Here is a 13339-nt window from a genome sequence, read left to right on the forward strand (position 1 = left end):
TATTATTTTTGAAATGCGATCCCAATCGATAAGAATATTAATTTGACTAAAAAATGTAGCTTTTATCTTTCTTGTGCGTAAATCACAAATGCTATCTGCAAAAGTAGGTGTTATTTGTAGTTTCATGGCTTGAATATACATATTAATAAGCTAACAAACAATGATTTACACCCTAAGTTTGGGTCTTTGTTTTTGTCATGTACCTTGCAACGGTCTTAATCGTTTACGCAGGACCTCTTTTTTAGTGAACCTACATAGGATGATCTCAGTAAAATCGTCACACCAAAGGTAGATGTTCCAAATTTCAATTGAAATAAAGTTTAAACAACATGCTATTTCCATTCCGTTTTTTCAAATGGATGTACAGATTAATAAAATTAAAGAATTAATTTTTCCATTTAATTCCACAGCCCATACTCGGTACTTCTGGTCCAGAATAGGTTTTTCTTTGCAGTAATAAATCCATTGCATTACTAAGGTCTTTACCATTTATTGGAGTATCACTTCCTGGTCTGGAATTGTCTAATTGGCCGTGATAATAAATCTTTAAATTTTTATCAAAAAGAAATATGTCTGGTGTACAAGCAGCATCATATGCCTTCGCTACTTCTTGCGTTTTGTCATATAAGTACGGAAAAGGATATTTTACTTCTAAGGATAATTCTTTCATTTTTTCAGGACTATCTTGTGCGTAACTTTCTACGTCGTTACTACTGATGGCAATAAAATTGATTCCTTGTTTTTGATAGTGATTTGCTAATGAGACTAGAATTTTATTGATATGAATTACATATGGACAATGATTGCAGATAAATAAAATCAAAGTTCCGTTTCTTCCTTTTAATTCTTGTAACGATTTTTCTTTCGATAGAACGACATCCAACAAATTAAAATTTGGAGCTTTTTGAGTAAGTTTAAAAGGGTTTGATTTTGTTAATGCCATATTTTTAGTAAAGAGAAAAAAGCTTGATTTAAAGATTGTACAAAACAAATATGAAATAGAAAGTTTTTTTTGTTATAAAAGGAGTGTTGATAGTTGGGTTCTATTGGTTTGTAAATAAGGCGTTTAGTTTAGATGAGTTCTCGATTTCTGTTCTTCTTCAAAACAACCTTATTTAATTTATGAAAGATAATAGTTGATAGATTCTTCTATCAATTGAATATCCACTTTACAATCAATTTTAAACTTTTCAATATCTTCCAATAATACAAAATTTACTTGACCTCCTATATTTTTTTTATCGTGTTTTAGATAGTCAAAAACAGTAGGATAGTCTTCAGGGGCAACAGGAACTTTTCCAAATAAATCAATCACATAAGATTTTAAATCTTGTAATATTTCTTTAGGGAAACCAAATAATTTATGAGAAATATAGGCTTCTGCAACCATTCCCAAAGAAATTGCTTGTCCATGTGTTAAGGTTTTTTTTTGATCAGATTCTAAAAAACAAGATTCAACAGCATGTCCAATGGTATGACCATAGTTTAAGATTTTTCGTAAACTGGATTCCTTTTGATCTTTTAATACCACATCGTTTTTTATTTCAACCGATCGATGAATTAAATATTTTACGTTTTTTAAATTATTGTTGCGAACATCATTATATAAATCACGATCATAAATCAATCCATGTTTGATGATCTCGGCAGTACCTGAAATCATTTCTTCAGAAGAAACCGTTTTTAAAAATTCAGTATCTATCAATACCATTTCTGGATCAGAAAAGATTCCAATTTGGTTTTTTAAAACTCCTAAATCCACACCCGTTTTGCCTCCAACAGATGCATCAACCATGCTTAATAAAGTAGTAGGTACATTGATAAAAGAAATTCCCCTTTTAAAAGTAGACGCAACAAAACCACCCATATCAGTAATAACACCACCGCCTAAATTGATCATCAAACTTTTTCTGTCGGCTCCCAATTCGGTTAAAACATTCCAAAGTCCAGTACACGTCTCAAGAGTTTTATTAATCTCACCAGATTCTATTTCAATGATTTCAATGGTAAGATCAGTTGCCATTTGTGACATTAACTTGGCCAAACAATCTCTGTTTGTATTTTCGTCTACTAAAATGAAAATTAAAGAGTGTTTGTTGCTCGCTAGATAGTTGTTTAATTGACTGTAGGCATTTTCTTGAAAATGAACATGGCAGTGGGTAGATTGTATGGATTTCATAAATATCAATTCTAATCTGCAAAGTAAATCAAAATGATATGATTGCTAAACATTATTTTAGCTAATCTTTGCATAAATTTACATAATATTAGCATTAATTTACCCCTTATGAAGAGTTGTATTGTTTGTTTATTGTTTTTGTTTGTGAATTTTGTTTGTTTTAGTCAATCTCCTGGTGGGGTTGGAACAAGTAATATGTCCATTTGGTATAGTGGTGATTCAGGTATTAGTGATTCTGGAACTTTAAATTGGACTGATAGAAGTAGTAATGGAAACTCTGCGGAGCAAAGCTTAGCTACTAATAAAGCTATTCAGAGTAAACTATTTAATTTTAACCAAACCTTTACTTTTGATGGAGTTAGTGATTATTTTTCAGTAACTAATTTAAATTATTCAGCAGGGCAGTCTATTTCAAACTTATCTATGTTTGTGGTGTATGCCACTGGTCTCTCAGAGACTGATTATGATGCGAACTGGTCATTTTTAGATTTTGACAGAAGTGAATCTTTTAATTTTTATATTCATGGAAATGGAGTATTAGCCATGTCTTATCAATCAGAAGGGACTCAGGATTTAGTTGCATCAACTGCCTCAAATGATAATGTACCTCATTTAGCGACTTTTATTTTTGACAGTGGAGAGACGATTGAATCGATTATGCGTTTAGATGGTTTCCAAGATTATTCGGGGGATAATACTTCAAGTGTTATTTCTGTAGCATCTGACCGCTATGGTTTTGTAGGAGATGGATCGGAAGCGAGTTCTTTTGGAGGTTCAAGAAATAATTATTATTACGATGGAGAAATTGCTGAAATAATTTTTTATGATAAAGGAGATTTAACAACTGCTGATATTGTGAAAATTGAAACTTATTTGGCGTTAAAATATGGAATTACTTTAGACATAAGTAATAGTACTTATAATAATTCTTATGGAGATTTGTTATGGGACAATTTGACGTATTGGAACGATGTTGCTGGGTTGGTGCAAGATGATGCAGGAGCTTTGGATCAAAGAATTGCAAGGTCATCAAATTATGAGTCTTTTATAGTTGCAAAGGATATTGATTTTACATCAGCCAATAATGATGCTTCAAGAACAAGCATAGGAGATGGTAAGTCGTTAATTTATGGTCATAATAATCAAACTTATGGTTTTTCTTCTTTTGGAGGAAGTACTGAATTATTATTTAATAAGACATGGCTGTTTCAAGAAAAAAACTCTGATGTAGGAACTGTTTATATAGCGATAGAAAAATCTTTTTTTGTAGCCGAATCTGTAGATTTGATCGTTAGTTCTGATGATATTTTTGATGAATCAGATACAAGGCACGTTATGTCTGAGCTAGGTGCTTATTATTATGTAGCTGTGAATATTTCTGATAATGAATATGTGTCTTTTGTGCTAACAACAAGTAGTCAGTCACCAGGAGGAGTAGATTCAGGTTTGGAAATTTGGCTTAAGTCGGATAGTGGTGTTACGGCTTCGGGAGGAAAAGTGAGTGATGTATTTGATCAAACTTATCACGGTTATGATTTAATTCAAACATCCTCTACAAATCAACCCTCTAATACAGAAATATTAAATTTTAATCCGAGTATAACTTTTGATGGAACATCTGATAGAATGCCTATCAAGAATAAAAACTATATCAGTACGGATAATTTAAATCAGGTATATGTTTGGACTGTTTTTAATACTGATTTTTCCAATTCAGCAACGTCTGGTTCTGTTAATGCTGAAAATTGGGCGTTTTTAGACTTTGATAGAAATGAATGGTTTAATACTTCTGTCCATGGAGATGGTACGCTTCAATTTCATTTTAATTCGGGAGGACAAAAAGATAATTTCGGTGTGGAACTTACTAATGATGGAACCAATAAATTAGGTGGGTTTATTTTTGATTTGAATGCTGCTGATTCTGAGGAAACTAAAATAAGAGTAAATGGAAACGAAGATTTATCTACGGATGTAACAGATGTGTCAATACATAGTAACAATACAAGGTTTGGATATGTAGGGGATGGTTCGGAAGCGGCTTCTTTTGACTCCTCTGCGAATAATGTATATTTTCAAGGAGAGATTTCTGAAGTGGTTTATTACGAAAATCAAAGTCTAACAGATGAAAACATCAATATGATTGAATCTTATTTGGCCGTAAAATATGGGATTACTTTAGACGTCTCTTCTAATCAATACTTGTCGTCAAATAATACAATTATTATTTGGGATGACCTTACTTATTGGAATGATATTGGTGTAATTGGGAAAGATGAAGCTTCTGGATTGAATCAAAAACAATCAAAATCTACGAATTCAGATGCGATTTTAACGGTTGCACTAGGAAGTACAGTAGAGATTTTAAATTATTTAAATTCATTTGAGTTTGATGATGATTTAGATTTCTTTGCTTGGGGGAATAATGATTCGGATGCCGTGATTAGTGAAATAGCTTTTCCAACCGTTATTACAGGGTTAAGTAGCTGTAGTTATAATTATACTGGGTTTGATAGAGATTGGAAAGTAAAAAATACAGGAGCTGTTTCTGGTGTTACTTTAGAGTTTGATTTATCAGCATTTATTAATCCTGGCGATTTTTACTTAATAATTGATGAAGATGGAAATGCAGATTATAGTGATGGAACTATTCGTCTTGACTTAACAGGTACGCTGGATGGAACAAATTTAACATTTTCTAATATTGATTTAAATGATGGAGAGGTATTTACTTTGATACGTTCTAACCCTGATGCCGAAATTGTTTATGAAACGGGAAGTTGGACAGGCGGTAATTCTACAGGTGTTTGGGATGATTCAGGTACAGATTTATTAAAGTCGGTTAATATTAAAGAAACAGTAACACTTTCTTCTTCTGCCAATTGTAAATGTTTAAAGGTTGACTCTGGTGCTGTATTAACAGTTCCAAATGGGAGTAGTATACTGGCGAGTGATATTTTAACTTTAGATGGAGATATCTATTTATATGGAGATTCCCAGTTGGTTCAAACCTTAGATGGAATTGATTTAAATTCAGGGGAGGGAAAAATATATATAAAAGTTTCTGAAGGAACTGAATCTGTTTATCGATTTAACTATTGGGGGTCTCCTGTAAAAGCAACAGGTACTTATAATTTGAATGAAAATTTATTGACTACAGCAGATCCTAATAATTTTTCTATCGCCTCGGCTCTTTCGTATTCGGATAGTTATGAAGGATCTTCAGGGGTTGTAAGTAGGTATTGGTTGAATGAATTTACAAACTCTCAGAGTTGGAGTTCTATGAATGAAAACACCAATAAAGTCCTTGGGAGTGGTTTTACAATGAAAGGACAAGGGTCAACCAGTCATTATGTGTTTGCAGGTAAGCCTACAAACGGAACTATAGAGTTGGAGTTAGATGAAGATAATTATTATTTGGTAGGGAATCCATATCCCTCTGTAATAAATGCAGATGATTTTAATACTTTTAATTTGGAGAATAACAATACAACAGGAGTCATATATTATTGGAATCAAGAAACAGGAGATAGTCATTATTCTGAGGAATATCAAGGGGGCTATGCGACAAGAGCAGGTGGAGTAGGAACTTATGCAGCGACAATTATTATTGAGGGAAATACGATTAATTTCACAAAAACTCCCAATGCTTTTATTGGAGTAGGACAAGGTTTTATGGTTACAGGAGAGACTGATGGTAATATGGTTGTTTTTAAAAATTCTTTTAGAGACGCTGATACAGCTCTGTTTTTAAAATCGGAAGAAGGAAAACAGAAATCAGAGTCTAATGATTTAAGTATAATTCGTTTAGGTTTTGAATACGAAACTTCTGATGGAACCTATCATAGGCAATTGGTGACTTCACTTAGAGGCTTATCTACAATGGATATTGATATAGGCTACGATGCTCCTATGTTTGACTATTATGGAACTGATATGTATTGGGATTTACCTGGAGATTATCGTTATGTGATTAACTCAGTACCGCTATTGGAAGATGAGCTGGAAGTTCCGTTAGGTGTTGTTGTGAATGAAACTACAGAAATAACAATAAAATTGGACAATATCTCAAATTACACTCATAAAATTTATTTATTAGATAAGGAAAAGCAAAGTCTTACAGATTTGAATACTCAAGAGTATAGCTTTCTTCTAAAATCTGGAACTTATGAGGATAGGTATAGTCTACTATTAAGGTCGAATGAGATACTTTCTGTTGACAAAGAATTAAGAACTGAATTTTATACAAACTTTAATTCTGAAAATAATGAATTAATGATTGTGTCTGGAGGAGTGTTGATAGAAGCGATTTCATTATATTCCCTTGTCGGAAATCAATTGATTTCTGTTGAGTTAACTGGAGATAATACTTCTTATCAATTGCATTTGGAGAGAATTGTTTCTGGGGTTTATATTTTACATTTAAAAACGCCTTTAGAAACAGTAACAAAAAAAATAATAATCACAAAAAATTAAATTTAATATTTATTTAAGAGCCTATATAAAATAGGCATGGTTATTTACCTTTATTTTGTAATCTTGAATAAATGTTATGATGACACGACTACTTGTACTTACTGGAGTATTATTGTTTTTAGATGGATATTTGTTTTTTGGATTGCGATCTGTATTTTCAAAGAGTAAATTCCAACCCTATTTATTAATCTCATATGCGATTTTAGCAATAATTTCTTATATAGGTTTGTATATAATGATCCAATACTTTCAAGAGCGTACGTTAAACGCAACATTAAGTAGAAATTTGTTAATTGGAGTTAGTTTTTCATTTATCATATTTAAATTACTGTTTTTTGTGTTTTTAGTATTTGATGATGTCATAAGGATATTGAATTATGGATTTCAGTCTTTTTCAAAAATTATGGGATATACTCCGAAAGTTAATTTTGATGAACGACGAAAGTTTATTGTAAAATTAGGACTAGGAGTTGCAAGCATTCCTTTTGCCACAATGCTTTATGGAATTACAAAAGGAAAATATAATTATAAAGTAAAAAAACTAACACTTAGTTTTGCTAATCTTCCAAAAGCATTTGATGGATTTAAATTGGTGCAAATTTCGGATATTCATTCTGGTAGTTTTGATAGTGTTTCTGATGTGCAAAATGGAGTAAATTTAATTAACGATCAGAATGCTGATGTTGTTTTTTTTACGGGAGATTTGGTTAATGGAAATTCACGTGAAGTAATTCCATACATAAATACTTTTAAATCGATAAAATCTAAAGTATATTCTGTTTTGGGTAATCATGACTATAGTGATTATAACAAATGGGATTCTAAAGAGGCGAAGAAAGAGAATGCTGCGTTGATGGATGTGTATCATAAAGAAATGGAATTTCACTTGTTGAAAAATGAGCATGTGAAATTAGAAAAGAATGGAGAAGAAATAATTGTTTTGGGTGTTGAAAATTGGGGAAAAGGATTTAAACAAAAAGGAGATTTAGACAAAGCTCTTAGTGGTGTTGATAAGAATGCGTTTAAAATATTATTATCTCATGATCCTACACACTGGGATTTAAAAACGATTCCACATAAAACAAATGTAGACTTGACTTTGGCAGGACATACTCATGGAATGCAATTTGGGATTGATATTCCTGGTTTTAAATGGAGTCCAGCAAAATTTAGATATCCTAGATGGTCTGGTTTGTATAAGGAGGCCAAACAGTATTTATATGTAAATAGAGGTTTTGGGTTTTTAGGATTTCCTGGTAGAGTAGGTATGTGGCCTGAAATTACGGTTATAGAATTGAAAAAAGTTTAATAAATGCAACCCAAAATAAGAAAATAACTTTCTATTTCGATAAGATTGTTACAAGCGAGAATTTCTTCTGATATAACAAAATCAACTCAGTTTATTGAAGAATTAAATCTTCGTAGAGAGGCAGTTTCTGATTCAGAGAATTCATTTGTAAATATTACTTCCAAATCGATTGAAGGTGTTTACCAAGTTTTGGGCGCAAATTCAGAAAACTCAGAACAGGGTTACTTAGGTATTCTGACGTTAAAATATGATGAAAACAGAATTCATGCAACTTGGTTGATTGAAGGGGAGGATACTCAAACTGGTTTTGGTTTATTACTAAATCAATGTATTGAGTGTTAATTTTGTGTATAATCAAGATAATGTAGAGTATACAGGCTTAGTTAGCTACGAATTTCTGTCAGATGCTATTGTTTTAGGTCAATGGATTGAAGAAGGTACTGATCAGACAGGAATTGAATTAGGAAGGAAACTACCAATAGAAACTGTAGATTCTCTTAAATGTTTTGGCTTTAACGGATAAAAGGAATTAAATTAAAGTTAGCAAGCTATTTATGTCAATAATAAAGAGTATTTTTGCAACCTTAAAATTCTCGTATGCAAATTAGAAATATCGCTATTATAGCCCATGTCGATCACGGTAAAACTACTTTGGTTGATAAAATAATCGACCAAGCAAAAATATTGGACGACAGAAAAGAAAGAACAGATCTTTTGTTAGACAATAATGACTTGGAGCGTGAAAGAGGAATTACGATTCTTTCTAAAAACGTTTCTATCAATTACAAAGGAACTAAAATCAATGTAATAGATACTCCTGGTCATGCCGATTTTGGTGGTGAGGTTGAGCGTGTATTGAAAATGGCAGATGGAGTTTTATTGTTGGTAGATGCCTTTGAAGGACCTATGCCACAAACTCGTTTTGTATTAGGAAAAGCTTTAGAGCTTGGTTTAACTCCAATTGTTGTAGTTAATAAAGTAGATAAAGAAAACTGTACTCCTGATATTGTACATGAAAAAGTATTTGATTTGATGTTCGCTTTGGACGCAACTGAAGATCAGTTAGATTTTACAACAATCTACGGTTCAGCTAAAAATAACTGGATGAGTACAGATTGGAAAAATGAAACTACGAATATTTTACCTTTATTGGATGCAGTTTTGGATTCGATACCAGAATCTCCTTATAATGAAGGAACTCCTCAAATGCAAATTACTTCTTTAGACTTTTCTTCATTTACTGGAAGAATAGCTATTGGACGTGTTTTTCGTGGAGATTTAGAAGTGGCAAAAGATTATATGTTATGTAAAGCTGATGGTACTACTAAAAAAGTTAGAATTAAAGAATTACACGTATTCGAAGGAATGGGTAAGGTTCAAGTTGATAAAGTACCTTGTGGAGATATTTGTGCTATTACAGGTATTGATGGATTTGAAATTGGTGATACAGTTGCAGATTTAGAAAATCCAGAAGCATTAAAAAGAACAGAAATTGATCAACCTACGATGAGTATGTTGTTTACGATTAATAATTCTCCTTTCTTTGGAAAAGAAGGTAAATTTGTTACTTCTCGTCACTTACGTGATAGATTATTCAAGGAATTAGAGAAAAATTTAGCTTTACGTGTTGAAACCACAGATTCTGAAGACAAGTTTAATGTGTTTGGTAGAGGTGTATTGCATTTGTCAGTATTAATTGAAACAATGCGTCGTGAAGGTTATGAATTGCAAGTAGGTCGTCCTCAAGTGATTTTTAAAGAAATAGACGGTAAAAAATGTGAACCTTTTGAAACATTGGTAATTGATGTTCCTGAATCTGTTTCTTCAAAAGCTGTAAACCTAGTTTCTTTAAGAAAAGGAGACTTGATGGTTATGGAGCCAAAAGGAGATTTACAACATTTAGAGTTTAATATTCCTTCAAGAGGTTTGATTGGATTGAGAAATAAAATTTTAACAGCAACTTCAGGTCAAGCAATTGTAAATCATAGATTTAGTTCTTATGAGCCTTTTAAAGGTGAATTTACTGAAGAAGTAAAAGGAGCTATTATTTCTGCTGCTGCTGGTAAAGCTACAGCTTACGCTTTAGACCGTTTACAAGATAGAGGTAAGTTTTTTATTGATCCTAATGATGAGATTTATATCGGTCAAGTAATTGGTGAGAATAGTAAATCAGATGATATGTCTGTAAATTTGATTAAAGGAAAACAATTGACAAACATGCGTAAATCTGGTACTGATGATGCAATGAAAATTTTCCCTAAAATAGATTTTTCATTAGAAGAATGTATGGAATATATAAAAGGAGATGAGTATTTAGAAGTTACTCCACAAAGTTTAAGAATGCGTAAAATAAAATTTAAAGCATAATTCTTATAAACGATAAATAAAAAGCCGTTTCAATATAATTGAAACGGCTTTTTATTATTTAAAAGATTCACCTAGTAGATGGTTTTTGTTGTTGATGAAATTTTGTTTTTTAAGCTTCTACTAAAGCCTTTTTTGATTTTCTATAGGTGAATGAATTGAAAATATTCCTTTTACCAAAATTGTTTAATGACTTGCTATTTATAAACTTATTAAATAATTTATGGTTAACTCCAAAATATTCATATGTGTTTCCGTCAGTAAAGGTGACTTCTAAAAGCATACTTTTATGGAAATAGTCCGCAACTTTAGATTTTGTGACCGTAGTGTTATAAGCCTCTAAATTGTCCTCTTTAGTTTTTGGAGCAATACTGACAAGAAAGTGATATCCATCAATAATTTTGGTGCTAACTTCACTTGCTTCTAGTTTCTTTTCTTCGTCCTGAAATTTATCAGGATGCCAGTCTTTGACAAGACCTCTATATGTCTTTTTAAGTTGTTTAAGGTCAATAGTTCCCTCTACCTTAAATAATTTTTTATATTCATTAATACGCTTCATCTTGCTAGTTTCTAATTTTTTGCAAAATTAGAATTATTAACTGAGATATAATCGACTTTATCATTTTATATTTTATAAATGTTATTAAGGAGAAAGATGATTAAATTAAATGTTTATTTGGGATTAGTATAATTGTAATATTTTTTGAAAACCTTCGTTTTTGCAATCTGTTTTAGGGACTAATAATTCATATAAGGTTTACGTTATGATGAAATAAGCTTTGGTGATAGTCTTAGATCACTTAAAACACTACGAAAATCAAATGGCAACGCAACAAATATTGACTATTTTGGAAAGATTATTTGGATTAGAATCAAGCATTACAAAATCAATTAAAAATAGTTTAACTTTGTCTTTTAAAAATACAATTTGTTAAACTATAATACATACACTCATCCTACCTCTACCCAGTGGGTTACCTTCGTTCATGGAGCTGGAGGTAGTTCGTCAATTTGGTATAAACAAATTAGAGCTTTTAAAGCAGTGTACAATATATTAGTTCTTGATTTAAGAGGGCATGGTAAAAGTAAAATGGTATTAAAAGATGTGGTAAATCCAAAATATACTTTTGATATCATTTCGACTGATATTTTGGAGGTGATTGATTATTTGAAAATTAAAAAATCCCATTTTGTCGGTATTTCTTTAGGCACAATCCTGATAAGAAATCTTGCAGAGAAACATCCAGGTCGTGTACAGAGTATGGTTTTGGCTGGAGCAATTCTGAAATTTGATTTCAAATCTCAGTTACTAATAAAATTGGGAGTTGTTTTTAAATCGGTTGTTCCCTATATTCTCTTGTATACGCTTTTTGCATTTATTATAATGCCGCGTAAAAATCATAAAAAATCTCGAATGTTATTTGTTAGAGAATCCAAAAAATTATGTCAAAAGGAATTTATTCGTTGGTATAAGTTAACCTCTGGAGTCAATCCTTTATTACGTTTTTTTAGAGGAAATGACATTAAAATTCCAACTTTATACGTGATGGGTGAAGAAGATCATTTATTTCTTCCCTCTGTCAAGAAATTAGCAAAAGAACACCTTTTATCACAGGTTTATATTGTGAGAGATTGTGGTCATGTTGTAAATGTAGAACAGCCTCTTATTTTTAATAGAAAATCAATTCAGTTTTTAAGCGAATTGAGTTCCTAAGAATCAAAATTAAAGAAATTAGCTTGCACAATATATACCAATGTCAAAAAATCAACTGAATGTAATCCTTACTGGAGGAACAGGAACTCTAGGCTCTCAAATTATTTTTGAATTGTTAAAACAAGAAAATATTAAAACTATTTTTCTTTCTGTAAGACAAAAAAAAGGCAAGTCGGCAACCTCTAGAATTAAAACAATATTAGAAAGCGCTGCAGCTCCCGAATTTATTTCTAAAAATAAAGGAACAATATTAAACAAGATTAAAGTCTTGGATATGGATGCTTTTTTTAAGCCCGAGAATTTCTTGTCAAAAACAGAAAGTAATTTTTTTATACATTCGGCAGGTTCTGTTAATTTATCAACGGATATATCTCAAAAAGAGATTATATATAATGGTGTTTTTGAGTTTACAAAAAATGTTTTTGATACATTTTCGTCTTTTATTACAAAATTTACTTATATAAGTACAGCTTTTAGTATTGGCAATATTGGAGGATTGATTGGTAATGATTACCACTCTGAAAAAATTCCTAAATACCGTAATTTTTACGAAGAATACAAACACTTAACAGAGCGATTTCTTTTAAAAAAAGGAAAAGAAAAAAATATAGATATACAAATTTTACGTCCTAGTGTTCTTGGTGGTAATATATTTAAAAAGTCAACTTATTTTGTTTCTAACTATATGGTTTATTATCTTTTAGGTAAGTTTTTTTATAAAAATCCATTAAATGATAATTCTATTCGAATTGCAGCTAATTTTAAAACGGGGCTAAATATTATTCCTGTTGATTATGTTGCCAAAGTAATTACGAGTGTATTCGATAAAAAAATTGAACAACTCAATATTGTACATTCTAAAAGCACAAATATTGTAACTGGGATGAGTAAAATTATAAAAACCGTAGACTTTAATAATTTTACTTTTTTGAATTCTTCGAGTGGAGGGTTGTTGCTAGAAGGAAAGAACAGATTAGAAAGCATTTATTATAATACCATAGGATTACATTTAAATCAATATCTAATTTCTGATCCATATGAATATGACACCACATTATTAGAGTCTATAGTTCCTATACCTAAATATAATATTGAAGATTATTTAGAAGATACGATTCGTTATGCGAAAGCGAGAAAGTTTAGAGGAGAAAAGTGGTGAAATTCTTGGATTCAATGTTCTAACGCAACAAAACGTTATTATTTTTTGATGTTACTAAGCTACGTTTTTTAGTTCAATCTCCATCATTTCATTAGGTGTTTTATAGTTGATAATTTTCCGCAGTCTATTGTTCAGTTTTTC

Annotated in this window: 10 protein-coding genes; 7 read left to right on the top strand and 3 right to left on the bottom strand. The window is 31.1% G+C overall.

Going from position 1 to position 13339, the window contains the following annotated elements:
* Positions 1-385 precede the first annotated feature (385 nt).
* Together V5787_RS08615 and aroB are read right to left on the bottom strand one after the other, a co-directional pair.
* Positions 386-943, bottom strand: a complete 558-nt coding sequence (locus tag V5787_RS08615; protein WP_336892839.1) for a thioredoxin family protein — start codon at positions 941-943, stop codon at positions 386-388.
* Positions 944-1120: 177 nt separating this feature from the next.
* On the bottom strand, positions 1121-2179 hold the full coding sequence (gene aroB / locus V5787_RS08620; RefSeq protein ID WP_336892840.1) for a 3-dehydroquinate synthase: 1059 nt from the start codon (positions 2177-2179) through the stop codon (positions 1121-1123).
* A gap of 108 nt (positions 2180-2287) precedes the next feature.
* On the opposite strand from aroB, the gene V5787_RS08625 reads away from it, so the two are divergent.
* The 5 genes from V5787_RS08625 to typA all read left to right on the top strand — a co-directional run bounded on the left by V5787_RS08625 (position 2288) and on the right by typA (position 10328).
* Entirely contained in the window at positions 2288-6652 is a 4365-nt protein-coding gene (locus tag V5787_RS08625; RefSeq protein WP_336892841.1) for a T9SS type A sorting domain-containing protein, read from the top strand.
* A gap of 76 nt (positions 6653-6728) precedes the next feature.
* Positions 6729-7961, top strand: coding sequence for a metallophosphoesterase (locus tag V5787_RS08630; RefSeq protein WP_336892842.1), 1233 nt, complete (start codon positions 6729-6731; stop codon positions 7959-7961).
* A gap of 45 nt (positions 7962-8006) precedes the next feature.
* Positions 8007-8303, top strand: a complete 297-nt coding sequence (locus V5787_RS08635) for a hypothetical protein (protein WP_336892843.1) — start codon at positions 8007-8009, stop codon at positions 8301-8303.
* A complete protein-coding gene (locus V5787_RS08640) occupies positions 8293-8484 on the top strand; it encodes a hypothetical protein (RefSeq protein ID WP_336892844.1) in 192 nt (63 codons plus the stop codon). The genes V5787_RS08635 and V5787_RS08640 overlap by 11 nt, the downstream gene beginning before the upstream one ends.
* A 74-nt stretch (positions 8485-8558) precedes the next feature.
* The gene (typA, locus tag V5787_RS08645; protein WP_336892845.1) at positions 8559-10328 is read left to right on the top strand and encodes a translational GTPase TypA; all 1770 of its coding nucleotides are present in this window, start codon (positions 8559-8561) and stop codon (positions 10326-10328) included.
* Between the two features lie 109 nt (positions 10329-10437).
* Here typA and V5787_RS08650 read toward each other — a convergent pair whose 3' ends face one another.
* Positions 10438-10884 carry a KTSC domain-containing protein gene (locus V5787_RS08650; protein ID WP_336892846.1) on the bottom strand — a complete coding sequence of 149 codons (447 nt, stop codon included), beginning with the start codon at positions 10882-10884 and terminating at the stop codon, positions 10438-10440.
* A 369-nt stretch (positions 10885-11253) separates the two neighbouring features.
* On the opposite strand from V5787_RS08650, the gene V5787_RS08655 reads away from it, so the two are divergent.
* Both V5787_RS08655 and V5787_RS08660 read left to right on the top strand, forming a co-directional pair.
* Positions 11254-12039 (top strand): alpha/beta hydrolase, encoded by a 786-nt coding sequence (locus V5787_RS08655; protein WP_336892847.1) that lies wholly within the window; start codon positions 11254-11256, stop codon positions 12037-12039.
* A 40-nt stretch (positions 12040-12079) separates the two neighbouring features.
* Positions 12080-13198 carry an SDR family oxidoreductase gene (locus V5787_RS08660; RefSeq protein ID WP_336892848.1) on the top strand — a complete coding sequence of 373 codons (1119 nt, stop codon included), beginning with the start codon at positions 12080-12082 and terminating at the stop codon, positions 13196-13198.
* The last annotated feature ends 141 nt before the right edge of the window (positions 13199-13339 follow it).

It is taken from the genome of Flavicella sp., assembly GCF_037132785.1.
Classification (GTDB): domain Bacteria; phylum Bacteroidota; class Bacteroidia; order Flavobacteriales; family Flavobacteriaceae; genus Flavicella.

What these genes read in the sequence shown, in the direction of transcription:
- V5787_RS08615 (WP_336892839.1), bottom strand. Translation starts at nt 943, where the DNA reads ATGGCATTAACAAAATCAAACCCTTTTAAACTTACTCAAAAAGCTCCA.
- aroB (WP_336892840.1), bottom strand. Translation starts at nt 2,179, where the DNA reads ATGAAATCCATACAATCTACCCACTGCCATGTTCATTTTCAAGAAAAT.
- V5787_RS08625 (WP_336892841.1), top strand. Translation starts at nt 2,288, where the DNA reads ATGAAGAGTTGTATTGTTTGTTTATTGTTTTTGTTTGTGAATTTTGTT.
- V5787_RS08630 (WP_336892842.1), top strand. Translation starts at nt 6,729, where the DNA reads ATGATGACACGACTACTTGTACTTACTGGAGTATTATTGTTTTTAGAT.
- typA (WP_336892845.1), top strand. Translation starts at nt 8,559, where the DNA reads ATGCAAATTAGAAATATCGCTATTATAGCCCATGTCGATCACGGTAAA.
- V5787_RS08650 (WP_336892846.1), bottom strand. Translation starts at nt 10,884, where the DNA reads ATGAAGCGTATTAATGAATATAAAAAATTATTTAAGGTAGAGGGAACT.
- V5787_RS08660 (WP_336892848.1), top strand. Translation starts at nt 12,080, where the DNA reads ATGTCAAAAAATCAACTGAATGTAATCCTTACTGGAGGAACAGGAACT.